The organism is Actinoplanes couchii, assembly GCF_016862075.1.
Lineage (GTDB): Bacteria > Actinomycetota > Actinomycetes > Mycobacteriales > Micromonosporaceae > Actinoplanes > Actinoplanes couchii.
Genome location: NZ_BOMG01000026.1, coordinates 134078 through 158282, shown reverse-complemented (window position 1 = coordinate 158282; position 24205 = coordinate 134078). Strand labels below are relative to the sequence as shown.

23 protein-coding genes are annotated in these 24205 nt (G+C 71.5%); 7 read left to right on the top strand and 16 right to left on the bottom strand.

Annotated features, from left to right (window positions below; all coding sequences use genetic code 11):
- Positions 1-70: 70 nt before the first annotated feature.
- Both Aco03nite_RS07525 and Aco03nite_RS07520 read right to left on the bottom strand, forming a co-directional pair.
- Positions 71-1609 (bottom strand): serine/threonine-protein kinase, encoded by a 1539-nt coding sequence (locus tag Aco03nite_RS07525; protein WP_203794035.1) that lies wholly within the window; start codon positions 1607-1609, stop codon positions 71-73.
- A gap of 104 nt (positions 1610-1713) precedes the next feature.
- Complete coding sequence (locus Aco03nite_RS07520) at positions 1714-2058, bottom strand: hypothetical protein (RefSeq protein ID WP_203794034.1); 345 nt, start codon at positions 2056-2058, stop codon at positions 1714-1716.
- A 298-nt stretch (positions 2059-2356) separates the two neighbouring features.
- On the opposite strand from Aco03nite_RS07520, the gene Aco03nite_RS07515 reads away from it, so the two are divergent.
- A complete protein-coding gene (locus tag Aco03nite_RS07515) occupies positions 2357-2698 on the top strand; it encodes an STAS domain-containing protein (protein ID WP_203794033.1) in 342 nt (113 codons plus the stop codon).
- Between the two features lie 15 nt (positions 2699-2713).
- On the opposite strand, the gene surE is transcribed toward Aco03nite_RS07515, so the two are convergent.
- The 3 genes from surE to Aco03nite_RS07500 form a co-directional block, all read right to left on the bottom strand.
- On the bottom strand, positions 2714-3550 hold the full coding sequence (gene surE / locus Aco03nite_RS07510) for a 5'/3'-nucleotidase SurE (protein ID WP_203794032.1): 837 nt from the start codon (positions 3548-3550) through the stop codon (positions 2714-2716).
- 26 nt (positions 3551-3576) lie between these two features.
- Positions 3577-4539 (bottom strand): PfkB family carbohydrate kinase, encoded by a 963-nt coding sequence (locus tag Aco03nite_RS07505; protein ID WP_239144975.1) that lies wholly within the window; start codon positions 4537-4539, stop codon positions 3577-3579.
- Between the two features lie 69 nt (positions 4540-4608).
- The gene (locus Aco03nite_RS07500; RefSeq protein WP_203794031.1) at positions 4609-5526 is read right to left on the bottom strand and encodes a cation diffusion facilitator family transporter; all 918 of its coding nucleotides are present in this window, start codon (positions 5524-5526) and stop codon (positions 4609-4611) included.
- 68 nt (positions 5527-5594) lie between these two features.
- Between Aco03nite_RS07500 and Aco03nite_RS07495 the strand changes: the two genes are divergently transcribed.
- Positions 5595-6500 (top strand): SMP-30/gluconolactonase/LRE family protein, encoded by a 906-nt coding sequence (locus Aco03nite_RS07495; RefSeq protein ID WP_203794030.1) that lies wholly within the window; start codon positions 5595-5597, stop codon positions 6498-6500.
- Positions 6501-6504: 4 nt separating this feature from the next.
- On the opposite strand, the gene Aco03nite_RS07490 is transcribed toward Aco03nite_RS07495, so the two are convergent.
- Positions 6505-8628, bottom strand: a complete 2124-nt coding sequence (locus Aco03nite_RS07490; RefSeq protein ID WP_203794029.1) for a HelD family protein — start codon at positions 8626-8628, stop codon at positions 6505-6507.
- 176 nt (positions 8629-8804) lie between these two features.
- Positions 8805-9743, bottom strand: a complete 939-nt coding sequence (locus tag Aco03nite_RS07485; RefSeq protein WP_203794028.1) for an alpha/beta fold hydrolase — start codon at positions 9741-9743, stop codon at positions 8805-8807.
- 159 nt (positions 9744-9902) lie between these two features.
- On the opposite strand from Aco03nite_RS07485, the gene Aco03nite_RS07480 reads away from it, so the two are divergent.
- Entirely contained in the window at positions 9903-10520 is a 618-nt protein-coding gene (locus Aco03nite_RS07480; RefSeq protein WP_203794027.1) for a carbonic anhydrase, read from the top strand.
- 55 nt (positions 10521-10575) lie between these two features.
- Here the strand turns inward: Aco03nite_RS07480 and Aco03nite_RS07475 are convergent, their stop codons facing one another.
- Positions 10576-10902 (bottom strand): hypothetical protein, encoded by a 327-nt coding sequence (locus tag Aco03nite_RS07475; protein WP_203794026.1) that lies wholly within the window; start codon positions 10900-10902, stop codon positions 10576-10578.
- A gap of 247 nt (positions 10903-11149) precedes the next feature.
- Between Aco03nite_RS07475 and Aco03nite_RS07470 the strand changes: the two genes are divergently transcribed.
- Both Aco03nite_RS07470 and Aco03nite_RS07465 read left to right on the top strand, forming a co-directional pair.
- Entirely contained in the window at positions 11150-11641 is a 492-nt protein-coding gene (locus tag Aco03nite_RS07470) for a DUF3145 domain-containing protein (protein WP_203794025.1), read from the top strand.
- 50 nt (positions 11642-11691) lie between these two features.
- Entirely contained in the window at positions 11692-13422 is a 1731-nt protein-coding gene (locus tag Aco03nite_RS07465; RefSeq protein WP_203794024.1) for a glycoside hydrolase family 3 protein, read from the top strand.
- A 282-nt stretch (positions 13423-13704) separates the two neighbouring features.
- Here the strand turns inward: Aco03nite_RS07465 and fabF are convergent, their stop codons facing one another.
- The 5 genes from fabF to Aco03nite_RS07440 all read right to left on the bottom strand — a co-directional run bounded on the left by fabF (position 13705) and on the right by Aco03nite_RS07440 (position 18436).
- Entirely contained in the window at positions 13705-14931 is a 1227-nt protein-coding gene (gene fabF / locus Aco03nite_RS07460; RefSeq protein WP_203794023.1) for a beta-ketoacyl-ACP synthase II, read from the bottom strand.
- A gap of 1 nt (position 14932) precedes the next feature.
- A complete protein-coding gene (locus Aco03nite_RS07455; RefSeq protein WP_092547088.1) occupies positions 14933-15175 on the bottom strand; it encodes an acyl carrier protein in 243 nt (80 codons plus the stop codon).
- Between the two features lie 67 nt (positions 15176-15242).
- Positions 15243-16196, bottom strand: a complete 954-nt coding sequence (locus Aco03nite_RS07450) for a beta-ketoacyl-ACP synthase III (protein WP_203794022.1) — start codon at positions 16194-16196, stop codon at positions 15243-15245.
- Positions 16193-17122: an ACP S-malonyltransferase gene (locus Aco03nite_RS07445; protein WP_203794021.1), complete on the bottom strand. Its 930-nt coding sequence runs from the start codon at positions 17120-17122 to the stop codon at positions 16193-16195. Before Aco03nite_RS07445 ends, Aco03nite_RS07450 begins: the two co-directional genes overlap by 4 nt.
- A 159-nt stretch (positions 17123-17281) precedes the next feature.
- Complete coding sequence (locus Aco03nite_RS07440; protein ID WP_239144984.1) at positions 17282-18436, bottom strand: PucR family transcriptional regulator; 1155 nt, start codon at positions 18434-18436, stop codon at positions 17282-17284.
- A 342-nt stretch (positions 18437-18778) separates the two neighbouring features.
- Between Aco03nite_RS07440 and Aco03nite_RS07435 the strand changes: the two genes are divergently transcribed.
- Both Aco03nite_RS07435 and Aco03nite_RS07430 read left to right on the top strand, forming a co-directional pair.
- On the top strand, positions 18779-19000 hold the full coding sequence (locus tag Aco03nite_RS07435) for a hypothetical protein (RefSeq protein ID WP_203794019.1): 222 nt from the start codon (positions 18779-18781) through the stop codon (positions 18998-19000).
- 83 nt (positions 19001-19083) lie between these two features.
- Positions 19084-19713 carry a TetR/AcrR family transcriptional regulator gene (locus tag Aco03nite_RS07430; protein ID WP_203794018.1) on the top strand — a complete coding sequence of 210 codons (630 nt, stop codon included), beginning with the start codon at positions 19084-19086 and terminating at the stop codon, positions 19711-19713.
- Here the strand turns inward: Aco03nite_RS07430 and Aco03nite_RS07425 are convergent.
- From Aco03nite_RS07425 to Aco03nite_RS07415, 3 genes are all read right to left on the bottom strand, one after another.
- Positions 19694-20368, bottom strand: a complete 675-nt coding sequence (locus Aco03nite_RS07425; RefSeq protein WP_239144974.1) for a hypothetical protein — start codon at positions 20366-20368, stop codon at positions 19694-19696. The genes Aco03nite_RS07430 and Aco03nite_RS07425 overlap by 20 nt on opposite strands.
- Before the next feature lie 283 nt (positions 20369-20651).
- Positions 20652-22058, bottom strand: a complete 1407-nt coding sequence (gene gltX, locus Aco03nite_RS07420) for a glutamate--tRNA ligase (RefSeq protein ID WP_203794017.1) — start codon at positions 22056-22058, stop codon at positions 20652-20654.
- A 24-nt stretch (positions 22059-22082) separates the two neighbouring features.
- On the bottom strand, positions 22083-24200 hold the full coding sequence (locus tag Aco03nite_RS07415) for a methyl-accepting chemotaxis protein (RefSeq protein WP_203794016.1): 2118 nt from the start codon (positions 24198-24200) through the stop codon (positions 22083-22085).
- Positions 24201-24205 lie beyond the last annotated feature (5 nt).

The following is a 24205-nucleotide window of genomic DNA, read 5'->3' as shown; positions in this document are numbered from 1 at the left end:
CTTCCCGTACGCGGTACGGCGCTGTACGCCGTACCCGGGACCATCGGCCGTGCCCCGGCCGAGTTGAGGATCAGGCCGCCCCGTTGCCCACGATCGGCGGGACGACCGGCGGATCCGGCGACGGGCTCTCCTCCGGGTCCGGCGACGGGCTCGCCGGCGCCGAGGAGGTCGGTGGGCTCGGCGAGGGCGACGACGGCTCCGGCGAGGGTGACGTCTTGCTCGGCGAAGGGCTCGGCTTGGGGGACTTGCTGGCCCTGGTCCGGCTCGGCTCCGGCTCGGCCGACTCCTCGGTCTCGGTCGGTGAGACGTCCACCGACGGCTGCTCGTCGATCGTCGGATCGGCCTGCTCCGAGGGGACCACCGCGCCCGGCTTGGTCGACTTGCTGTCCGTCTCGTTGTCCGAGGAGAACGCGAACGCCACCCCGAGGCCACCGGCGACCAGGAACAACCCGATGATCGCGAACATCAGCACCCGCTGCGCCCCGGTCTGCCGGGCGGCCGGCGGGGCGGAGACGCTGCGCTGCATCGGCGTGGGCATCGGCATCGGCCGGGGCGCCGCCGGACTCATCGGGCGGGTCGCGCCGGTCGGGAACTGCCCGCTCGGATAGTTGCCCGCCGGGTACTGCCCGCTCGGGTAGCCGGCCGCCGGGTACTGCCCGCTGCCGTAGTTGCCGGGATTGTGGTACGCCCCCGGGCCCTGGAACTGGGTGGTGCCGCCCGGCTGCTGGGCCGGGCTCACCGGGGCGACCAGCGACGTGCCGGTCAGCCGTTTCCAGTCGATCGGCCCGGCCACCGCGAACGCCGCCTGGGCGAACTCCTCGGCGCTCTGGAACCGGTCGGCCGGCTGTTTCGCCATCGCCCGCGCGATCAGCTCCCGCACCTCGTAGGGCACGTGCTCGGGCAGGGGGTCCGGCTCGTCCTCCAGGTGGCGCAGCGCGACCTGGAGGGCGTTGTCGCCGTCGAACGGCGGGCGGCCGGCGATGCAGTGGTACGCCACCGCGCCGAGCGCGTAGATGTCGGTGGCCGGCGTCAGGTTGCCCTTGGCGACCTGCTCGGGGGCCATGTAGAGAGCGGTGCCGACGATCGCGTTGAGGCCGGTGACGCTGGTCATCGCGGTGGACCGGGCCACCCCGAAGTCGACCAGGATGACCGCGCCGGTCGGCTTGACGATCAGGTTGCCCGGTTTGACGTCGCGGTGGACGATCCCGTTCTCGTGGGCGGCGTGCAGCGCGTCGGCCGCCTGCGCCACGATCGCCATCGTCTCGGCGACCCCGATCGGGCCCTCCTTGACCCGGGCCGACAGCGCCTCGCCCTCGACGAAGGCCATCACCAGATAGGCGACCTTCTCCGGGCCCTCGTAGTCACCGTCGCTCGCGTAGTCGTAGACCTCGACCACACCCGGGTGCCGGAAGGCGGCCATCATCCGGGCCTCGCCGTAGAACCGGGCGGCGAACTCCGGGTCCTCCAGCATCGCCGTCCGCAGCACCTTGACCGCTACGGTCCGGCCGAGCACCACGTCGGTGCCGCGCCAGACGTCACCCATGCCGCCGGTGGCGACTCTGTCGTCCAACCGGTAGCGGTTGTCCAGGAGGCTTCCTGCACTGAGCACCAGCGGACCTTATCTGTTGGGAGAACCACGGGCCGCTCAACTGTACAGAGCCACGGCCTCCAGCGGGAGATCGGCGACGATGCGTGAGCTGACCACCGAATATGTCAGTGGTCATCGTAGGTGGGAGTGACCACCACCGCTGTCTCGGCCAGTTCGGCCTCCTCTTCCTCGGCCTGGCGCTCCAGCGCCGCCCGCGCCGCGCTCGCGACCGCCCAACCGGCGGCGAGACCGGCCAGGGCGACGATCGCGATCAGTCCCCAGGGCCGGGCCGGACGCCGACCGGCCAGGGCGTCGGCGGCCGCTCCGGCCCGGGCCAGGGCCTCGTCGGTGACCGAGCTCACCCGCTCACCGGCCCGGCCGGCGCTCTCCCCGGCGGCCGACCAGGCGTGCGAGAGGTGCTCCCAGGCCTCGTCAGCGGTCTTCTCAGCGCGGTTCTTCCGTGCGAACATCCTCTGCACCTCCCAGCAATACGGTCGTCCCGGGGACCGTTCCCCGGGCCCGGCCGTCGCAAACGTCCGTTGTGGACGTCATCACGGTTCGAAAACGATTTGACGCGCCACAGTACTGTTGACCAGGTTCACACGGGCCACTCAGGTGGCTAACAGGTTCGGGGCCTAACCTTTCGGGCAGTTTCACCGAACCTTCCGGGGGCAGTTCCCGTCGTCCCACCCGGGGCCGCGGTCTGCCGCTCGCGTAGTCAAGAGGAAACAGCGCCCGGACCTGCCGGGTGGGTGGAGGGATAGAGGCGTGACGCTGTCGATAACGACGTCGACGCTGGCCGACGGTGCGGTGGAGGTCTCACCGCGCGGCGAGATCGATGTCGAGAACGCGTACGAGATCCGTGAAGCGGTGCAGACCCAGCTGACCGCCGGATGTCCCACCCGCATCGAGCTCAACATGCAACACGTGACCTTCATCGACTCGGTCGGCATCAGCGCCCTCGTGGCGGCCTTCCAGCTCGCCGGGGTCAGTGACGTGAAACTCGTCGTCACCCGCCCGAGCCGGTTCGCGCACCGCCAGCTCTGGGTGACCGGCCTGCTCGGCCTGTTCGGCAACCCGCAGCCGTTCGAGGAGTCCGTCACCGCCTAGGGCGTCCGGCGACGATCAGAGCGCCGACGTCTGCACCTTGATCGCCCCCACGTTGATCCGTACCTCGTCGTCCTCGTGGGGCGCCCGGATCGGGGTGACCACCGCGAAGTTCTCGGCCAGAGCGGCCAGGTCGCTGCCCTCCTCGAGGGTCTCCTCGGCGGCCTGCACCGCGGTCCGGACATATCCGTCACCCGCTTCGGCGATGCTCATCTGCACCTGGCCGAAACGGGCCAGGTGCGCCTGCCGCAGCCCGCGGATCCCGTCCACGTGCAGATCCGGCACGTTCAGGTTGAAGACCGTGCCGGGCGGGGTGTGCAGCAGCGACGGGAGCAGGCGGACCGCCAGGTCGGCGCCGCTGATCCAGTGGTGCTGCTCGTCGTCCAGGGCGTCCAGGGCCGCGATGGCGGCGCCCCCGCTGGAGGCGCTGGCCGCGGCCGGGGTGAGCACGTCGAGCGAGACGGCGAGCCCGTGCAGCCCGGCGTGCGCGGCGGTCAGGCAGGCGCCCACGGTGCCGGAGTGCACCACGGCCGCCCCGGCGTTGGCGCCCCGGTTGATCCCGGAGACGACCAGGTCGGGCGCCGGGCCGAAGGCGTCCCGCAGGGCCAGCAGCACGATGTAGGCGGGCGAGGCGGCCACCCCGAACGCCGGGACGCCCCGGCAGCCGGCCAGCTCCCGCGGCTCGGAGACGATCTTCCCGTCCTGGACCACCGCGGTCATCGAGGCGCTGGCGCCGCTCGACTCGCTCAGTGGTGCGGCGACCACCACGTCGTACCCCGCGTGGGCCACCGTCCGGGCCAGCCAGCGGATGCCCGGAGCTTCGATGCCGTCGTCGTTGGTGATGAGGATGCGCATTCGGGGTTGATTGCCCGCTGTGGGGGTCATGATGCCTTCTCTATCAGGGGCGTGTTCACGGTCTGCGCCAACGGCGTCAGCCGGACCCGTTCGGTCAGGACCCGGACCGCGTCCACGTGGCCGGTGCCCAGACCGTGCCGGGTGACGTTGAGCGCCCCGGCCGCCGCGCCGGTGCGGACCGCCTCGTCCATCGGGCCGCCGTTGGCCAGGGTGGCGGCGACCCCGGCGGTCATCGAGTCGCCCGCCCCGCGATGCTCGGCCGGGGTCAGCCGGGGCAGCGCCACCGAGTAGATCTCCTCGTTGAACAGCGCCAGTGCCCCCATGTCGGCCCGGGAGACCAGCACCGTCTCGGCGCCGCGCTCGTGCAGCCGGACCAGGGCCTCGGTCAGGGCCCCAGTGCTGCCGTCGGCGGCCATCCCGTCGGCGATCAGTTCCTCGTGGCTGATCTTCAGCACCGAGATGCCGGCCTCCAGCACCGCGGCGAGGTGGTTGCTGCAGAGGTCGGCGATGACCCGGCAGCCGTTGGCCCGGAGATCGGCGGCCAGCCGGCCGTACACCTCGGGCTTGACGACCGAGGGGTGTGCCGGGCCGCTCAGGATGGCGATCCCGGCCCGCAGGCCCTCGGCGAGCGTCAGGTTGTACAGCTCGTCGAGTTCGTGCCGGGACAGCGGGCTGCCGGGCCGTTCGGCGATCTCCTGGCGGGAGCCGCCCCGGCGGTCGTGCACGTACCAGCCGCTGCCGTGCTCCCGGTTCACCAGGCGCAGGGTCACGCCCGGGAGTTCGCCGAGCAGCGGGCTGAGCACCCGGCCCACCTCGCCGCCGGCCGCCGTGCAGAGCGTCACCTGTGCGCCCAGCACCGTGATCATCCGCGTCTGCCAGATGCCCTGACCGCCCGGATGCACGTGCAGCTCCGGTTGATCGTGGTGTTGCTCGATGGTCACCGTCAGCTGTGGGGCCGGCGCGAAGACCATGACACGCCCGTCACTCATGTTCGCATTGTTATCTTTTTGCGCATCCGGCGTGGCGGATCGCAAAAAGTACAGATGACGTTTATAGCCTCACCAGCTAGTAGGCGTGCACTGGTGTCCCGGGCCGGCCGGTTCCAGCTGAAGCGTCGCGTGATCGATGTGGAAGCCGTCGTGCAGGGCTTCCCGGGCGTCCGCCAGCACCGCGCCCAACTCGGCCCGCGGATCCAGGCCGAGATGCGCGGAGGCCACGTCCATCCCCTCGGTCAGCGTCCAGACGTGCAGATCGTGCACATCGCGGACACCCGGCACGGCGGCCAGCCGGTCCCGGACCTCGGCCATGTCCACGTGCTCGGGCGCCGCCTGCACCAGGATGCGGATCGCCGACCGGCCCAGTGCGAACGTCCGCGGCAGGATCATCAGGGCGACCAGGACGGCGACGATCGGGTCCGCGTACGTCCAGCCGGTGCCCCAGATGATCAGCGCGGCCACGATCACCCCGGCCGAGCCGAGCAGATCCCCGAGCACCTCCAGGTACGCCCCGCGCACCCCGATGTTCTCCTGGGCCCCGGAGCGCAGCAGCCCGAACGCGACCAGGTTCGCCACCAGGCCGCCGACCGCGACCACCAGCATCCACCCGGCCGGCACGTGCGGTGGATCGGTGAACCGGCGCACCGCCTGCACCAGTACGAAAGCGGCGACCCCGGTGAGCAGGGCCGCGTTCGCCAGCGCCGCGAGCACCTCCAGCCGGTAGAGCCCGTAGGTGCGGCCGGAGGTGGTGCCGGCCTTGCGCGCGGCGGTGATCGCGGCCAGGGTCATCCCGATCGCCAGCACGTCGGTGAACATGTGTCCCGCGTCGGAGAGCAGCGCGAGCGATCCGGTGCCGATCGCGGCGGCCGTCTCCACCAGCATGAACACCGTCAGCAGCCCGGCCACCCACCAGAGCCGCCGGTGATGTCCGCCACCGCCTTCGAGGAAGGCACGCGTCCCGTGGTCGTGGCCGGCTCCCATGTGTCACCTTCTCCTCGCGCGTACGCTGGGGATCTTGATGTCCCGTTCTGCAACGGAAAGGAAGTTTCGTGCTTCGCCGTACCCTTGCGAACGTCCTCTGCCTCACCACTCTCGCGGTGACGGTAACCGCCGCACCCGCCGTCGCGGCGCCGACCAGCGCATATCCGCGCACAATCACCCTGCCGAGCGGCTTCCAGCCGGAGGGTATCGCCATCGGCGACAAGCCGTACGCCTACTTCGGATCCCGGGCCGACGGCGACATCTACCGCGCCGACCTGCGCACCGGCCGGGGGTCGATCCTGACCGAGGGCCCGAGCACCGCCTCGCTCGGCCTCAAGATCCACGGTGGCCGTCTCTTCGTGGCCGGTGGGGCCGGCGGTGACGCCCGGGTGATCGACCTGCGCACCGGCGCCGTGGTGAAGTCGTACCAGCTGCGGCCGGCCGGCCCGGACACGTTCATCAACGACGTGGTGATCACCCGCGGCGCCGCCTGGTTCACCGACTCCCGCAGCGCCACCCTGTTCAAGGTGCCGCTGAGCCTGCCCGCGGCCGCTCAGGAGGTGCCGCTGACCGGCGACTTCCAGCTCCAGCCCGGCGTGATCAACGCCAACGGGATCAGCGCCACGCCGGACGGGCGCGGGCTGATCATCGTGCAGTCCGGCACCGGGTTCCTGTTCCGGGTGTCGTTCGCCGGCGTCACGTCCCGGATCGACCTGGGCGGCGAGACGGTGGTCAACGGCGACGGCCTGTGGCTGCGCGGGAAGAACCTCTACGTGGTGCAGAACCGGCTCAACGTGATCGCCAAGGTCGATCTGGGCGCCGGCCGGGTGGTCTCCCGGACCGGTGACCCGGGCTTCGACGTGCCGACCACCATCGCCGAGTACGGCAAGCGGTTCTACCTGCCGAACGCCCGGTTCACCACCACACCGACCCCGGAGACCGCGTACGACGCGGTCTCCGTGCCGATTCCCTAGGACGTCAGGGCAGCCAGCCGGGGACCGTGCCGACCGTGGTCAAGCGCTGCGTCGCGCGGGACAGGGCCACGTAGAGGGTGCGGACCCCGGCCGGGTCGGTCGCGATCTGGGACGGCTCGACCAGGACCACCGCGTCGTACTCCATGCCCTTGGCCTCCAGCGCGGTCACCACCTGCACCCGCTCCGGCAGCCCGGCCACCCAGCCGGCCACCTCGGTCTGCCGCGGCACCGGCATGATCACGCCGATCGTGCCGTCGACCTCGGCGAGCTGCTTCTCGGTCAGCTCCCGGACCGTGGCCGGCAGGGCTCCGGTACCGGCCACCACGTCGGCCGGGACCACACCGGTGCTGCGGACCGCGGACGGCAGCGGCAGATCGGGCATGATCGTCCGGATCACCCGGGCCGCCACCTCGAAGATCTCCGACGAGTTCCGGTAGTTCGTGGTCAGCGCGTAGCTGTTGCGCGCGCGGGTGCCCAGCGCCTTGTCCCGGGCCCGGTCCAGCTCCTCCGGGTCACCGGACCAGGCGGTCTGCGCCGGGTCGCCGACGATCGTCCAGGAGGCGTACGAGCCCCGCCGGCCGACCATCCGCCACTGCATCGGCGACACGTCCTGCGACTCGTCGACGACGATGTGGGCGTACTCCCGGTAGTCCTCCTCGCGCTGCAGGTGCTGGGTGCGCTGGGCGGCCTGCCGGTCGGCGAACGTGCTGACCTCCTGGATCCCGTCCCGGACGTGGAACGGGTTCTTCGACTTCTTCTGCGGCTTGCGGGGCCGGCCCATCAGCTCGTCCAGCTCGTCCAGGAGCGCCACGTCGGCGATCGTGGGCCCCCGGGTGTCCAGGGCGTCGAACGAGCCCTGCAGCGTGGCGATCTCGTCCCGGGACAGCACCCCGTTGGCGTACGCCCGCAGTCGTTTGGGGTCGGCCAGCCAGCGCAGCACCCGCATCGGGGTGAAACGGGGCCACCAGGCCTTCAGGAACTCCCGGAAGTCGTTGCGGTCGGCGAGTTCCGACTCGAACTCCCGCTTCTCCGGCAGCCCGCTGGGTTTCGCCTCGCGGGCCTGCGCCCACAGCGCGTCGAAGACCCGGTCGAAGCCGTGCCCGCGGACCTCGTTGCGGCGCGCCCCGCGCTGCAGCACCCGGCGCCGGATCTGCTCCAGGTCCGCCGCGTTCAGCCGCAGCAGGGTGCCCCGATAGAGCAGTTTCAGCTCGGTGGGCGCACCCGGCACCGCGTCGTGCGAGGCCCGCTCCAGGACCCGGCGCATCCGCAGTGAGCCCTTGATCGAGGCGACCGGGCCGGAGTCGACCCGGGTGGCGTCCCAGCCGGGCACCAGCGAGCCGAGCGACCGCAGGGTGGCGGTGTCCTCGCCGAGTGACGGCAGGACGGCCGCGATGTACTCCACGAACACGCCGGACGGCCCGATCACCAGGACGCCGCCGCCGGCGAACCGGGAGCGGTCGGAGTAGAGCAGGTAGGCCGCGCGGTGCAGGGCCACCGCGGTCTTGCCGGTGCCCGGGCCGCCGGTGACGATCGTCACCCCACCGGCCGGGGAGCGGATCGCGTCGTCCTGCTCCTTCTGGATGGTGGAGACGATGTCGCGCATCCCCTTGCCGGTGGCCTTGGCCAGGCTGGCCAGCAGGGCGCCGTCGCCGACCACCCGCATGCCGTCCGGGGCCGCCTCCGGGTCGAGGAGGTCGTCCTCGATGCCGGTGACCCTCTCCCGGCTCGACTGGATCATCCGGCGGCGGATCACGCCGAGCGGATCGGCCGGGGTGGCCCGGTAGAACGCGGCGGCCGCCGGGGCCCGCCAGTCCACGACCAGGGGCTTGGAGGCGTCGTCGCGGATGCCCATCCGGCCCACGTAGTGGGTGGCCCCGTCCAGCTGGTCGAGGCGGCCGAAGACGAGGCCCTCGTGCTCGGTGTCCAGGGCGTGCCGGCGGCGGGCCGCGTGGAAGACCATCGCGTCCCGCTCGACCAAGGCCCCGAAGGTGCCGACCCCGGCGAGCTGGTAGCCCTCCTTCTCGGCGCGTGACGCGTTTCTGCGCAGCTCGGCGAGCCGGGCATACACCCGGTCCACGTGCTGCTGCTCGACCGCGATCTCCTGCTGAAGGACGGTGGTGTCGCTCAAGTCCGTTGCTCTCCCTCTCATGGCGCACCACCAGTCGCGCGAAGGCGCTCGCGCGAAGGGGGCAATCGAACTTACTCCTGCCCGTATGCCCGAGTCGAACGCACCCGGAGGGGCGAACTTCTCAGGATCGTCGGAGAATCACCGCGAGGTGTGCATTTCCCCGGAAAACGAAACGACTACGCGGCCGTCCGGCAGCGGGTGCCGTCCGTGATCGGTCGCCGCGCCCGCTTCGCCTGCCGGGCCACCCGCCGCACCACGGTCAGCAGAGCCGCCGACACCTCGTCCGGCCGCTCCAGCGGCAGCATGTGGCCGGCGCCGGGCACCACGGTCAGCTCGGCACAGGGCAGGGCCCGCGCGATCGACTCGGCGCACGCCGTCGGGGTCAGCCGGTCCCGCCCGCCGACCAGCACCGCGGCCGGCATGTCACCGAACTCGGCCAGGGTGTCCAGGCGCAGCTGGCCGCCGATCGAACCGCGGAAGCCGCCGATCGAGTTCAGCGGGGCCCGGCCCAGGGCGCGCATGGTCAGCAGCATGGCCTCCTCGCCGCACTCGTCGCCGAAGAGCAGCCAGCGCAGGGCCGGGCGCAGCGCGGGCAGCATCATCCGGTGCGGGCGCCAGGCGCCGGAGCGGGCCAGCAGGCCGGCGCCCAGGGTCTCGCCGAGCCGCAGCACCTGCGCCAGCTGCGGGGGCAGGCCGTACCGGGTGTGGGCATGGCCCTCGGCGGTGGTCGACACCAGCAGCAGCCCGGAGACCCGGGAGGCGAACTCCGCCGGGTGCCGGTGGGCGTACTCCATGATCGTCATGCCGCCCATCGAGTGGCCGGCCAGCACGACCGGGCCGGTGGGCGCGTAGCGGCGGATCACCTCGGCCATGTCGTCGCCCAGCCGGGCCAGGGTGGCGCCGGCCATGTCGGTGCTGCCGGACCGGCCGTGTCCCCGGGTGTCGTAGGCGATCACCCGCGGCGCCTTGCGGCCCATCCCGGCGAGCGCCTCGACCTGGTGCCGCCAGGTGCGCCGGTCCTGGCACCAGCCGTGCGACAGCACCACGGTGACCGGGGCGTTCTCCGGACCGGAGACGGAGACGTGCAGGCGCACGCCGTCGGCAAGCGTGATCATGGGTACCTCCGTGCGGCTCACGGTCCCCGCAGTACCCGCGGGTAATAAGCATCACTCGTGCCCGTTGATATTTCCAGCATGTTTCGACCGGACTTTTCGGAACAGTGAGTTAGCTCGCAGTCACCTCATCGGACGCCTCGGACAGCCAAAATGTGCACCATGACGGCTACTCGCGACGCCCAGATCAGCACCCCCGCAGCCGCCTTGAGTGAGCTCATCGCGGGTAACAAACGTTTCGTCTACGGCAGCCCCCGGTACGGGCACGACGTGGCGCAGGCGGCCGCCACCGCGAACCAACAGAAGCCGCACTCCCTGGTGTTCGGCTGTATCGACTCCCGGGTTCCCCTGGAGGCCATCTTCGATCAGTCCTTCGGCTCCATCGCGGTGGCCCGCTCCGGCGCGCACGTGCTCGACCGCTCGCTGATCGGCTCGATCAACTTCGCGGTGGCCGAGCTGAGCGTCTCCCTGGTCCTCGTGGTGGGCCACAAGCGCTGCGGGGCGGTGACCGCGACCGTGGAGGCGCTGCGGGCCGGCGCCACCGTCGGCGGCGACGTGGGCTACGTGGGTTACCTGGTCGACGAGCTGGCCCCGGCGGTCCGCACGGCGGGCCTCGACGAAGAGGACGCCACCGAGAAGGCCATCCGGGTCAACGTGGTCCGCACCGTCGAGCGGCTGCGGAACGTGCCGGGACTGGCCGAGGAGATCGAGGCCGGCCGGGTGGACGTCGTCGGCGCCGTCTACGACCTGGACAGCGGCTGGGTCGAGTTCCTGCACTGAAGACGCGAAAAAAGGCGCCGCCCACCGGGCGGCGCCTTTTTTCATGCTACGAGGATCAGCCCTCGAAGACGCCCGCGTCCACGAGGCGCTTCTCGGTGCTGTCCCACCCGTGCTCCGGGTTGATGCTGTGCAGGCTGGTCAGCTCGGTGCGGATCTTGGCACCGTGACCGGCCGCGGCCAGCACCCGGATCTCCTCGACAAAAGCGTCCGAGTCGGTCCGGAGGTGCTGGGTCTTGCCGTTGGTCAGGTTGCGAACGTACGCGAAGCGGCCGTTGGCGAGCGGGATGAGGTACTTGTACTCACCGAGCACGCTGAGGGCGCCACCGCTGCCCTGGCCGGCGCGGACTGATGCGCGGGCGGTCTTTGAAGTGTTGCTCGCCACGGCGGTACTCCTTGGAGAAAGCTGAGAAGAGTAGATAAAAAAGGCCGTGGCAACTCTACACGACGGCCGGTCAACCATACCGTCGGAGCAGGTAAGGGCGTTGGGCAGGGTATGCCACTACGGCTGCTCCCATAGTCGATGTTGCGGATTCTCTGGCGCACCGTCCGTACCACCCGGCATCATGGGACACGATCAACCGCGGTCGAGGTCGTAGGGGAAGACGCACCTCGGTCTCCGGGAGGTCACCGTGCCAACGTGTGGCGTCGTATACGTCCACTCGACCCCACTCGCCGTGTGCCAGCATGTCGAGTGGGCGATCGCGCGCGTCCTGACCGCGCCGGTCAAACTGCAATGGACCGTGCAACCGGTCGATCCCAGCATGCGCCGAGCGGAGTGCAGCTGGACCGGCCGGTCCGGTACTGGCGCCGAGCTGGCTGCTGCCCTCCGGCAATGGCCCATGATCAGGTTCGAGGTGACCGAGGAGCCCAGCCCGGGCGTCGACGGGGAGCGGTTCATGCACGTTCCCGGTCGTGGGCTGTTCCACGGGGTCATGGGCGCGTCGGGGGACATCCAGATCGGCGAGGACCGGCTGCGCGCCATCATGTCCTCGGCCCGGGCGCCCGAGGCGCTGTCGCATGCGCTGGAGAAGGCGCTCGGCACCGCCTGGGACGCGGAACTGGAGCCGTTCCGTTACGCCGGCGACGGCGCCCCGGTGACGCTGCTCACCCGGGTCGGGTGACGGGTCACCCTTCGGGGTCCGAGTAGCGACGATTGCCGTGTACTGGTTCGATGGCGATCGTGAGAAATCTCCAGCGCGTGTTGGCCGTACCCCTGGTTCTGTTCCTCGGGGCCTGTGGCGACGAGGCGGCGCCGGTGCCGACCACGCCGAGTGCCGCCGCGCCCGCGCCCACGGTGGCCAGCGCCGCGGCCGAGCCTCCGGACCCCACCGATCCGGCCGCCCGCGCGGCCGCGATCGTGGCCCGGCTCAGCGACGAGGACCTGGCCGGGCAGGTCCTGATGCCGTACGCCTACGGCAGTTCCGCGACCGAGGTGGACGCGGACAACGCGAAGGCGAACCAGGGCCTCGCCGGGGTGAACACCCCGGCCGAGATGATCACCAAGTACCGGCTGGGCGGCATGATCCTGGTCGGGTTCACCGTGGACGACCCGACCAGCAAGACCAACCCGACCACCAACGTGGAGAACCCGAAGCAGGTCCGTGAGCTCACCACCGGCCTGCACGAGGCGTCCCGGAAACTGCCCGCCGCGGCCCCGCTGATGATCGGCATGGACCAGGAGTACGGCGTGGTCACCCGGGTCACCGAGGGTGTCACCATGCTGCCGGCCGCGATGGCCTTCGGCGCCGCCCGCAAGCCCGAGCTCACCGAGGCGGCCTGGCGTGCCGCCGGTGAGGAGCTCGCCGCGATGGGTGTCACGGTCGACTTCGCGCCGGTCGCCGACACGCTGAACACGCGCGGCGGCGGGGTGATCGGCTCCCGCTCGTTCGGCAGCGACCCGAAGGTCAACGCCGAGCAGGTCGCCGCCTCGGTCCGCGGTCTGCAGGAGGCCGGGGTGGCCGCCGCGATCAAACACTTCCCGGGGCACGGCCACACCACCGCCGACAGCCACGACGAGCTGCCGCTGATCGGCCAGAACCGGAAGACCTGGGAGAGCCAGGACCTGCCGCCGTTCCGGGCCGGGGTGACCGCCGGCGCCGGCGTGGTGATGTCCGGCCACCTGAACCTGCAGTCGGTCGACAAGGGCGTGCCCGCCACGTTCTCCAAGAAGATCATGACCGACGTGCTGCGCGGCCAGCTCAAGTTCACCGGCGTGGCGGTCACCGACGCGATGAACATGGCGCCCGCGAAGAAGTGGCCGGCCGGCGAGGCCGCGGTCCGGGCCCTGAACGCCGGGAACGACATGCTCCTGATGCCGCCGGACATCGGCGCCGCCCGCGACGGGATCCTGGCCGGGCTGAAGGACGGCTCGCTCACCCGGGAGCGCCTCACCGAGGCGGTCACCCGCGTCCTGACGCTGAAGTTCACCACCGAGGCGACCCCGCAGCCGGAACTCTCCGTGGTCGGCTCCGAGACGCACGCACAGGCCGTCACCGCCCTCAACGCGGCCGCCGTGACCGTCCTGCGCGGCCCGTGCACCGGTCCGCTGATCTCCGGGCCGGTCACGGTCACCGCACCGGGCAGCCGCGAGGTCGCCCGGGTCAACCTGATCAAGGCGCTGCAGGCCCAGGGTGTGCAGGTCCAGACGTCCGGCGGCTCGGTCGTCCGGCTGGTCGGCTACGGCGACGAACGTGTCGACCTCGACGACGCGGCCGCGATCACGGTGATGATGGACTCGCCCGGTCTGCTCGCCCAGGCGCAGACGCCGACCCTGATCGCGACCTACTCGTCCAGCCAGCTGTCACTCACCGCGCTGGCGGCCGTCATCGCGGGAAAGGCGAAGGCGTCCGGCTGGTCACCCATCGTGGTCGGCAAGCTGCCCCGGTCGGCGTGCGCTGAATGACCTTTTCTCGTACGCCCGGGTAAGGCCCCGTGGCCACCCGCGAGGTCCGCGGGACGCCGGGCCGCCCCGCGACCGCCGGGCCGGACGCGGTGGTCACCGTGAAAGCCCCGAACACACGAACGCCCGGCTCTCCGTCAAGGAGCGCCGGGCGTCGTCGTGCTCTCCGTCAAGGAGAGCTGGCCTTCGTTATGCTCTCCGTCGAGAAGAGCCGGGCCGGAGAGCCGTGCCGGGACGATTTCCCGAGTCGTCCCGGCACGGTGGTCCGCCGGCAGCCCCGGAGGATCAGGGCTGGGTGAAGATCAGCGCCACGTTGTGGCCGCCGAAGCCGAACGAGTTGTTCATCGCCACCCGCAGCTCGACGGAACGCGCCTTGTGGGCCGCGACCTCCAGATCGAGACGGTCGTCGGGCTCGTCGAGGTTGATGGTCGGAGGGATGACACCGTCCCGGAGGGCCAGGATGGTGGCGATCGACTCGAGCGCGCCGGCCGCACCGAGCAGGTGGCCGGACATCGACTTGGTCGAGGTCAGGATCGGGTGGCTGCCGATGGCCTCCCGGATGCCCTTGATTTCACCCATGTCGCCGACCGGGGTCGAGGTGGCGTGGGCGTTCACGTGCTGGATGTCGGCACCGGTCAGGCCGGCGTCCCGGATCGCCATCTTCATGGCGCGGATGCCGCCGTTGCACTCCGGGTCGGGCTGGACGATGTCGAACCCGTCGGAGGTGATGCCGGCTCCGGCGAGACGGGCGTAGACCCGGGCGCCACGAGCGGCGGCGTGGTCGGCCCGCTCCAGGACGAGCGTGCCGGCGCCCTCACCGAGGACAAAACCGTCCCGGTTCTTGTCCCACGGACGGGACGCCTTCTCCGGCTCGTCGTTGCGGGTCGACATGGCCCGCATCGAGGCGAAACCGGCTATCGGCAGCGGGTGCACGACCGCTTCGGTGCTGCCCGCCACGACCACGTCGGCCCGGCCGAGCCGGATCAGGTCGAGGGCGAGCGCGACCGCCTCGGCGCCGGTGGCACAGGCGCTGGCCATGGCGCGGACGCCCGCCTTGGCGCCGAGTTCCAGGCCGATGTACGCCGCGGGGCCGTTCGGCATGAGCATCGGCACCGTGTGCGGGCTGACCCGCCGCGGTCCCGACTTCTCCAGGATCTCGTTCTGGCCCAGCGTGGTGAGCACCCCGCCGATGCCGGTGCCGTAGCTGACGGCCAGCCGCTCCGGGTCGTACGAGCCCTCGGCGAAACCGGCGTCGGCCCAGGCCTCACGGGCCGAGATCACGCCCATCGCCTCGGCCCGGTCCATCCGGCGCAGCTTGACCCGGTCGATGATCTCGGACGGGTCGACCTTGAGCTGGGCGGCGATCCGGACCGGCAGTTCACCGGCCCACTCCTGGGTGAGCGGACTCACCCCGGAGCGTCCGGCGAGCATGGCGTCCCAGGTGGACGCGACGTCCCCGCCGAGCGGGGTCGTCGCGCCGAGCCCGGTGACGACGACGTCTACGTTGCTCATGTCAGTGGTTCGCCTCGATGTAGTTCACGGCGTCGCCGACGGTCTTGAGGTTCTGCACCTCGTTGTCCGGGATCTTGACGCCGAACTTCTCCTCGGCGGCCACCACGACCTCGACCATGGACAGCGAGTCGACGTCCAGGTCGTCGGTGAAGGACTTCTCCTCGGCGACGTCGTCCGGGTTCACCCCGGCGACCTCCTCGAGGATCTCACCGAGGCCGGAGGTGATCTCTGCGCGAGTTGCCATTGTGGGAATCTCTCTTCTCTGTGGTGCGGATCTGTCGTGAATCTCGTCGGTCAGGAGAAACCGCTGCTCAGGGGCAGCGGATGACCTGGCCGGCGTAGGTGAGGCCGCCGCCGAAGCCGAAGAGCAGCACCGGCGCCCCGGAGGGCACCTCGCGGCGCTCGATCAGCTTGGACAGGGCCAGGGGGACACTCGCCGCGGACGTGTTGCCCGACTCGACGAGGTCCTTGGCGACGATCGCGTCCGGGCTCAGGCCGAGCCGCTTGACGATGCCGTCGATGATCCGGGTGTTGGCCTGGTGCGGGACGAAGGCGGCCAGCTCGGACGGCTCGATGCCGGCCCGCTTGCACACCTCGGCCGCGAACGGCGCCAGCTCGGTGGTGGCCCAGCGGAACACCACCTGGCCGGTCTGCTTGATGTACGGCCGCCAGCCCGCGATGGTCAGGGCGTCGCCCTTGTCCGGGGCGGAACCCCAGAGCACCGGCCCGATCTGGGTCTCCTCGCCCTCCGGGACCGCGCTGACCACTGCCGCGCCGGCGCCGTCGGCGAAGAGGACCGCGGTGGTGCGGTCGGACCAGTCGACCACGTCGGAGAGCTTCTCCGCGCCGATCACCAGGGCGTGCCGGGAGGCGCCGGCCTGGATCGCGTGGTCGGCGGTGGCGAGCGCGTAGGAGAAACCGGAGCAGGCGGTGTTCAGGTCGAACGTGGCCGGGGCCTTGATGCCGAGCCGGGCCGCGACGGTGGTGGCCACGTTGGGGCAGCGGTCCTCGGCCGAGCAGGTCGCGACGACGACCATGTCGACGTCGGCGGCGGTGATGCCGGAGGCGGCCAGGGCCTTCTCCGCGGCGAAGACGGCCATGTCGGCGACCGACTCGTTGTTGCCGGCGATGCGCCGCTCGGCGATGCCGACCCGGTCCCGGATCCACGCGTCGTTGGTGTCCAGGGTGTTGGCCAGGTCGTCGTTGGTGACCACACGCGTGGGCTGGTAGTGGCCCATCGCGGCGATGCGGGAACCCGCGGTCATCGTGTCTCTCCTTGCAGGCGGGCGATCAGGTCGCGGGCGGCGGGAAGGTCGTCGGGCGTGTTCAGGGTGACGATCTCGGGAGCCCCGTCGCCCTTGAGCTCACGCTTGATCAGGCCCGCGAGGGTGCCCGCCGGGGGCAGCTCGATGACACCGGTGACCCCGAGGTCCTTGAGAGTGGCCATGCAGAGGTCCCACCGGACCGGGGCGGTGACCTGGCGGATCAGGCGGCGCAGCATCTCGGCGCCGTCGCCGACCGCGGTGCCGTCCAGGTTCGACAGCAGGGTGTGCGCCGGATCCGACACGGTCACCCCGGCCGCCTCGGCGGCCAGCGCGGTCTCGGCGGGCGCCATGAACGGGGTGTGGAACGCGCCGGCCACCTTGAGCGCGATGACCCGGGCCCTGGCCGGGGGTGCAGCGGCGAAGTCGGCCAGCGCGGGCAGAGACCCGGCGGCGACGATCTGGCCGGCGCCGTTGCGGTTGGCCGGGACCAGCCCGTGCTTCTCGATGGTGGCGACCACCTCGTCCGGGTCGCCGCCGAGGACGGCGCTCATCCCGGTCGGTTCGAGCGCGCAGGCGGCGGCCATCTCCCGGCCGCGGACCCCGGCGAGGGTGATCGCGGTCTCGGCGGAGAGCACTCCGGCGATCGCGGCCGCGCCCAGCTCGCCGACGCTGTGGCCGGCGATCACCCGGACGCCGTCCAGCGGCAGCTGTCCGGCGGCGAGCAGACCGGCGGCGACCAGCAGCGGCTGGGTCCGGGCGGTGTCCTTGATCTCCTCGGCGTCGGCACGGGTGCCGAGATGCAGCAGGTCGACGCCGGCGAGGGCGGACCACTCGGTGAGGCGGGCCTCGGTGCCGGGAAGGTCGAGCCAGGGAGTCAGGAAGCCGGGCTTCTGGGAGCCCTGGCCGGGCGAGAGTACGGCGAGCACGTCCCCGACTCTTCCGGATCGGAGAGCTTTGCGCGGTAGCCGGGCACGACGAAACCCTACGATCGCGTTTGTAGGGTTCCTACAAAACGGGGGTTGGCTTGGGTGGTTTGCGCCTGATTCATGCCGTCGGACGGCGTCGCGGATGGTGAGAGATCCCGCTCACGTCGCGGGGTCGAGGCGCCCCACGGTCAGCGCCATCCGCAGCGCGAAGGCGTCCCGGCCGTCCAGCGGGGAGAGCGCGGTGACCTCGGCGACCCGCCGTAAACGGTAACGGACCGTGTTCGGGTGCACGTACAACTCCCGGGCCGCGCTCTCCAGCACACCCCCCGAGGCGAAGAACGCGTCCAGGGTCTCCAGCAGCCCGCTGCCGGCCCGGGTCAGCGCCCCGAAGACGTCGTGCCGCAGCTTGCGCCGGGCGTCCATGTCGCCGGAGAGCACCCGCTCCGGCAGCAGGTCGTCGGCGGCCACCGGGGACGGGGCGCCGGGCCAGGCCTGCGCCGCCCGGAACCCGGCCAGGGCGGCCCGGGCCGACTCGGTGGCCTGGTCCAGCGAGGGGACCGCGGGCCCGACGACCACCGGGCCCTCGCCGAACGCGGAGTCGAGCGCGGTGGCGGCGGCGACCGGTTCGGTGGCCCCGCCGACCACGACCACCAGGCGGTCGCCGTGCACGCCGGCGATCACCTCGAGCCGGGAGCGGCGGGCGGCCCGGTAGACCGCGTGCAGCACGGCGCTGATGTCGCCGCCGGGGGAGCGGCCCACCACGACCGCCACCGGCGGGGCGTCCGCCCAGCCCAGCGCGGCGGCCCGGCTGGCCAGCACGTCCGAGGAGTCGCCGCGCAGCAGGGCGTCGACCAGCAGCGCCTGCAGACGGGCGTCCCAGGCGCCGCGGGACTCGGCGGCTCGCGCGTAGACCCGGGCGGCGGAGAACGCGATCTCCCGGGAGAACCGCAGGATCGCCTGGATCAGCGCCTCGTGCTCACCCTCCTCGGCGAACCCGGGCACCTCGGCCTCGGCGACGTCGATGGTCACCTTGATCAGCTGCACGGTGTGGGTGAGCGTGATGACCCGGGCCAGCGCCCGCGGCGCGGCGGCGAACACCTCGTCGGAGATCTCGGTGCTGACCGCGACGGTGCCGCCCGAGCGCAGCCACTCGACCAGGGACCGGACGCCCGCCTGTGCGACGAGCATCACCCAGGACCGCTGATCGGCGGGCAGCGCCCGGAACCACGGCAGCGTCTCGTCCATCCGGGTCACCGCCGAGCTGGCCAGGGCGCCCGCGTGCCGTTCGATCCGGCGCAGGGTGCCCGGGAGCAGCGGTTTGGCCGGGCTGTCCGGGTGCCCGGCGGCCGCTGGACCGGTGTCGTCGTCTGCCACGGGCACAGGGTTGCACGCCGGTGCGGGCGTCCGGCATCCGGATGACAGGAGAGAAAGCCGGGGACAGCGGGAGGTTTAGGGGGTTTTATGACAATTGCCCGCTGTAGCGGTGCGCCTCTCCCGTGATTTCTGTCGGTGACCTGGCAAGGTGTCGGACGGTGGTCCGGGCGGGGAACGGGTCCTGCCGCGCTTCGCGGGTCAGGACCTCACACCGGGCGAAGCGGTGCCGATGAGGAAGCGGTGCCGGAAGCCGGTGCCGAGGGCACGGATCGAGGAGGCGAGATGATGGAACGGGACGACGCGTTCGCGCGCACCGACAGGGATCCCGCCGTCGACGACCCGGCAGTGCTGCCGGCCGACGAGGAGCCGGTGGCCGAGACCGGTACGGGACGGGTCGGCTGCAAGACCGACCTCCGCGGCTGGGCCGGCGCCCACCTGCACGGCGCGGTCCGCCCGCGCCGCCGCGCCGCCGGACGGGGCCGCCCACCGGGCCGCTGGTGCTGAGAACGCCCCCGATCGGGTGAGTGCCCGGCGGTTACGGGCGCGTTTCGCCACCAGGTGACCGTCGTACTGGTCAGGTTGGGGTGGTGGATGACAAACGACGGCAGATCCTCGATCAGGCGCTCGCCCTGGTGGACGAACGTGGGCTCGCGGCGATGTCGATGCGGGCCGTCGCGGAACGGGTCGGGCTCACCTCGATGGCGCTCTACCCGTACGTCGGGGGCAAGGACGCCCTGCTCGACGGCCTGGTCGACCTGCTGCACCTGGAATTGGGCAGCGCCGTGGGCGGCGACCCCTCGGACATCGACTGGAAGCACCGCCTGTGCGCGGTCGGCCGGGCGGTCCGGGCTCTGGCCCGCGCGCACCCCAGTGCCTTCCCCCTGCTGCTGAACCGGTCGGCGGCCGGTCCGTCGGCGGCCTGGCTGGCCGGTGCGCTGCAGAACATCCTCAGCGACGCGCGGGTGCCCGCCGCCGAGGTGCCCCGGACGGCCCGGCTGATCTGCGCGTTCCTGCTCGGTTACACCACCGGTGAGGTCACCGGCGGGCTGCCCGGATCGAACCCGGAGACGCTGGAGGGCGCCGCCGAGTTCGATGCCGACCTGGAGGATCTGGTCCGCCTGGTCGAGAACGCGGCGACGCCCTCGGAGAGAGCGACTTCAACGACGCCCTCGAAGAGCGCCGAACTGCCGGAGGGCGTCAGACCCGCCGGCGGATGAGGAACGCCATGCCGGCCAACCCGGTGAGGATGACCAGCAGCAGCGCCCCGTTGAGCAGGAACAGCCGCCGGAACTCGCCGAACGCCTCGGTGACCTCGGTCATCGCGCTCGTCTCGTCCTCGGCCAGGTCGGTCCCGACGCCACCGCCGATGCCGTTGCTCACGACATCGGGCTTGCCCTCGCCCAGCGGGGCGCCGCTGAGTCGCAGCGCCTCCGGCATCGAGAGCCGGCCGTAGAACCAGCCTTCCGGCTTCTTACCGCTCGGCTGCTTGGCCGGGCGGTGTGCCCGCGGGCCACCGGCGGCCAGCGGGTAGAGGTTGTAGACCTGGTTCGGCGCGTCCTGGACCAGGAGCGTCACCGTGTACTTCGGTCCGAGTTTCGCCGCCTTCGGAGCCGTCGTCGACGACGATGTCGACGATGACGCCGTGGACAGCCAGCCGACCTCGGTCATCAGCATCTGGAAGAGCTTCGGGCGCTCCTCCTGCCGGACCAGGATCGCCTCGGCCAGATCGCCGCCGGCGATCGAGACCACTGTCGGTTTCGGTGCCGCTTTCGGCGCTGCCTGAGCGGCCGGCGCCGCCCCGAACGACAGCGCCAGCGCCACGGCGGCAGCCGTGGCCCCCGACACCAGCCTTCTGATCGTGCCCCGCACCATCCGAACCTCCCCCGCCCTGGATGGACATGGATCCACGCGACCCGCTGCTCGTTGCCCGGTGGTGGAACCGCGCAAACGGCCCCAGGTCTTCAGCCTTCCCCGACATGGCTTCGCCCGCATCTTGAGGCCGGGTGAATTGGAGCCATGTGGGGGATGGCCGTGAAGACGCAACGGCCGTTGATCAGCCGCCGAATAGTACCCACCCCGTGCAAACGGTGGGGGTGGTGGTCACCCGGTTCGCCGGCCCGCTGTCCACAGCGCGCCGGCGAACCGGGTGAACGCCTCAGAGACGGGCGCGAGCTGCGGAAATCCTCGCCAGCGTACGGTCCCGGCCGAGCAGTTCGACAGACTCGAAAAGCGGGAGGCCGATCGTCCGACCGGTCACCGCCACCCGTACCGGCGCCTGGGTCTTACCCAATTTGAGACCTCGCGCCTCGCCGACCGCCTCGAGTGCGGCCTTCAGGGAGTCCGCGGTCCAGTCCGGAAGGGCGGCGAAGGCGGCCGCGGCGCCGTCCAGGATGTCCGCCGCGCCCTCCTTCATCGCTTTCGCCCACGACGCCTCTTCCTGAACCGGCTCGTCCAGGAAGAGGAAGTCGACGTTCTCCACGATCTCGGCGAGCACCGCGATCCGGGTCTGTGCCAGCGGGGCGATGGTGGCGAAGATCTCGGCGTCGAACTTCGCCGGCGCCCACGGCGGGGCCGGGATGGTCTCGGTGCCGGTCAGCCACGGGGCGCAGACCTGGGTGAACTCACTCACCGACAGGGCCCGGATGTACTCCCCGTTGAAGGCCCGCAGCTTCTTCACGTCGAAGAAGGCCGGAGCGTGGTTGACCTCGTCGAGCTTGAACTCCTCCTCGATCACCGACCACGGGACGATCTCCCGGTCCCCGGACGGCGCCCAGCCGAGCAGCATCAGGTAGTTGCGCATGGCGGCGGCGAGGTAGCCCTCGTCCCGGTACGACTCCAGGGCGACCTTGTCCCGGCGCTTCGACAGCTTCTGCCGCTTCTCGTTCACGATCACCGGCACGTGGCCCCACACCGGCGGGGTGTGGCCCAGCGCCTCCCACAGCAGCTGCTGCTTCGGCGTGTTCGGCAGATGCTCCTCGGCACGGAACACGTGGTTGATGCCCATGCTCATGTCGTCGACCACGTTGGCCAGCAGGAACACCGCCGAGCCGTCGGAGCGGGCGATGACGAAGTCCTCGATCAGCTTGTTCTCGAAGGTGGGCTTGCCGCGGACCAGGTCGACCACCACGGTCTCGCCCTCGTCGGGGGTGCGGAACCGCAGCGCGCGGCCCTCACCCGCCTCCAGCCCCCGGTCGCGGCAGAAGCCGTCGTAGCCGGAGTGCTTGTTGCCGGCCCGGGCGACCACGTCGTCCCGGGTGCAGTCGCAGTAGTAGGCCTTGCCCTCGCCGTAGAGCCGGGTCGCCGCGGCGGTGTGATCGGGAGCGTAGGAGGACTGGTAGTAGGGGCCCTCGTAGGTGCCGCGCTCGATGCCGATCCAGTCGAGCGCCGCGAGGATGCCTTCGGTCCATTCGGGTTTGTTACGAGCCGCGTCGGTGTCCTCGATCCGGAGCACGAAGACACCGCCGTGCTGCTGGGCGTAGATCCAGTTCTGCAGCGCCGTGCGGGCGCCGCCGACGTGGAACATGCCGGTGGGAGAGGGGGCGAAGCGTACGCGAACAGTCACCGCACCAGCGTACCGAGACGACTCTCACACGGTGAACCGGCCGACCAGACCGGTGAGCCGCTGGGCGGTGGCGGCCAGTTCGTCGGCGGCCCGGTGCGACGACACCACCGACTGGCGGGTGCTCTGCATCGCCCCGCTCACCGTGTTGATGCCGTCGGCGATGTCCCGGCTGCCACCGGCCGCCTCGGCGATGTTGCGGGCCATCTCGGCGGTGGTGGCGGCCTGCTCCTCGACCGCCGCCGCGATCGCCGTCTGATAGTCGTTCACCTGGGCGATCCGTTCGGAGATGGCGTCGATGGCCTGGACCGCGCGGGCGGTGTCGGCGTTGATCGCGGCCACCCGCGCGGTGACGTCCTCGGTGGCCCGCGCGGTCTCCTGGGCCAGTTCCTTGACCTCGCCGGCGACCACCGCGAAGCCCTTGCCGGTCTCGCCGGCCCGGGCCGCCTCGATGGTCGCGTTCAGGGCGAGCAGGTTGGTCTGCTCGGCGATGGTGGCGATCAGCTGGACCACGTCGGTGATCTTCGCGGTGGACGCCCGCAGTTCGGCGATCACCTCGGAGGCGGCCGCGGTCAGGCCGACCCCGTCCCGGCCGGCCTGGGCGGCCTCCTGGGCGTTGTGCGAGATCTCGCTGATCGACGCGCCCATCTCCTCGGCGCCGGCCGCGACGGTCTGCACCACCAGCGACACGGTCTCCGCCGACGAGCCGACCGAGCCGGCCCGGTCCGCGGCGGTGTCCGCGGCGGCCGACATCTCGCCGCCGGTGCTGCTGACCCGCCGGGCGGTGCCGGTCACCTCGTCGGAGGCGGTGGTCACCTCCCGCATCACCGCGCGCAGCTCGACGGCGGCGGTGTTCAGCGCGGTGGCTGCCTCGCCGATCTCGTCCGAGCCCTTGTCGTCGATCCGGACGGTCAGGTCGTGGTCGGCGAGCCGCTGCAGCCCGCCGGTCAGCCGGGCCATCCGCCGGGAGATCCGGGAGGCCTGCAGGTACGCCAGGGCGGCGCCCGCCAGGGCCAGCAGCACCCCGACGACCACGAACCAGGTCAGCATCGTCCCGCGGCCGTCGCGGACCACGGTGACCGCGGTCGCGGCGTCGGCGTCGTACCCGCCCACCGTCACCGCCCACTGGTACGGCGCGTAGAACGCCACCGACGTGGTGGTGTCCCCGGCCGGCGCCCCGGCGGCTCCGGCCAGCTGGTACGTGCTCTGCCAGGTCCCGCCGTCGGTCAGCTCCGGCGCCTTGGTGACGATCTCCTCCACGTATCGCACGCCCGCGGCGTCGGTGCCGTCCAGCGCGACCTTGCCGACCGCGTCGGCCAGGTTGGAGGCGACGATCCGGCCCTTGTCCGCGGCGGCGGTGCTGAAGACGGCGACCCAGCCGTTGGTCTGGATCTTCGTCTCGGCGATCGCCTCGGTCAGGGTGGCCAGCGCGTCGGCCTGCGGGACACCGACGAACAGCGCGCCGGTCACGTCGCCGGCGGAGTTCTTGATCGGCTCGTAGACGGTGATGTACGGGGTGCCGACCACCGCGGCCACGCCCCGGTACGTCTTGCCCGCCAGGATCGCCGCGGCCACCGCGTTCGGCTTGCCGTCCGCGGTCGCCGGGATGTAGGTGCCGATCGCCCGGGTGCCCTTGGCCGACTTGACGGTGGTGCCGACCCGCAGCAGGTCACCTGCCGCGTTCATCCGCTGGAACACCGTGACGTCCGCCCCGGACAGCTCCTTCGCGTCGTCGACGAACGTGGTGGTCTTCTTCAGGTCGGTGTTCTGGCCCAGCCAGGTGCCGCCGATCTCGACCCGGGGCACGGTGACCGAGGTCGCCTCCTGGGTGACCTGGTTGGTGGCGGTCCAGGTGACCTTCCGGGAGGTGGTCCGCATGCCGCCGTTCTGGGACAGGAACGACGAGGCGCTGTTCATGCTCTTGTCGACGCCCTCCTGCACCTCGTCGCCGACGGTCCGGACGAGCGAGCTGACGTCGGCGGCACTCTGCCGGAGCGCCGCCTGGTTCTGCCGCAGCACCTCCCGCTCGGTGTTGTCGGCGAACCGGCTGCTCTGCCAGGCGCCGACGGCGACCAGCAGGACAGCGGTGATGAGTACGCTCCCGAGACCGAGAAGAAGCAGCTTGTGACTGATGCGGAATCCCACGACGT

Bases quoted from the DNA above. Each gene is read 5' to 3' on its own strand.
- Aco03nite_RS07505 (WP_239144975.1), bottom strand. From the start codon at position 4,539: ATGAGTGACGGGCGTGTCATGGTCTTCGCGCCGGCCCCACAGCTGACG.
- Aco03nite_RS07520 (WP_203794034.1), bottom strand. From the start codon at position 2,058: ATGTTCGCACGGAAGAACCGCGCTGAGAAGACCGCTGACGAGGCCTGG.
- Aco03nite_RS07435 (WP_203794019.1), top strand. From the start codon at position 18,779: ATGATGGAACGGGACGACGCGTTCGCGCGCACCGACAGGGATCCCGCC.
- Aco03nite_RS07485 (WP_203794028.1), bottom strand. From the start codon at position 9,743: ATGATCACGCTTGCCGACGGCGTGCGCCTGCACGTCTCCGTCTCCGGT.
- surE (WP_203794032.1), bottom strand. From the start codon at position 3,550: ATGCGCATCCTCATCACCAACGACGACGGCATCGAAGCTCCGGGCATC.
- Aco03nite_RS07455 (WP_092547088.1), bottom strand. From the start codon at position 15,175: ATGGCAACTCGCGCAGAGATCACCTCCGGCCTCGGTGAGATCCTCGAG.
- Aco03nite_RS07450 (WP_203794022.1), bottom strand. From the start codon at position 16,196: ATGACCGCGGGTTCCCGCATCGCCGCGATGGGCCACTACCAGCCCACG.
- Aco03nite_RS07425 (WP_239144974.1), bottom strand. From the start codon at position 20,368: ATGGTGCGGGGCACGATCAGAAGGCTGGTGTCGGGGGCCACGGCTGCC.
- Aco03nite_RS07465 (WP_203794024.1), top strand. From the start codon at position 11,692: ATGGCGATCGTGAGAAATCTCCAGCGCGTGTTGGCCGTACCCCTGGTT.
- Aco03nite_RS07500 (WP_203794031.1), bottom strand. From the start codon at position 5,526: ATGGGAGCCGGCCACGACCACGGGACGCGTGCCTTCCTCGAAGGCGGT.
- fabF (WP_203794023.1), bottom strand. From the start codon at position 14,931: ATGAGCAACGTAGACGTCGTCGTCACCGGGCTCGGCGCGACGACCCCG.
- Aco03nite_RS07480 (WP_203794027.1), top strand. From the start codon at position 9,903: ATGACGGCTACTCGCGACGCCCAGATCAGCACCCCCGCAGCCGCCTTG.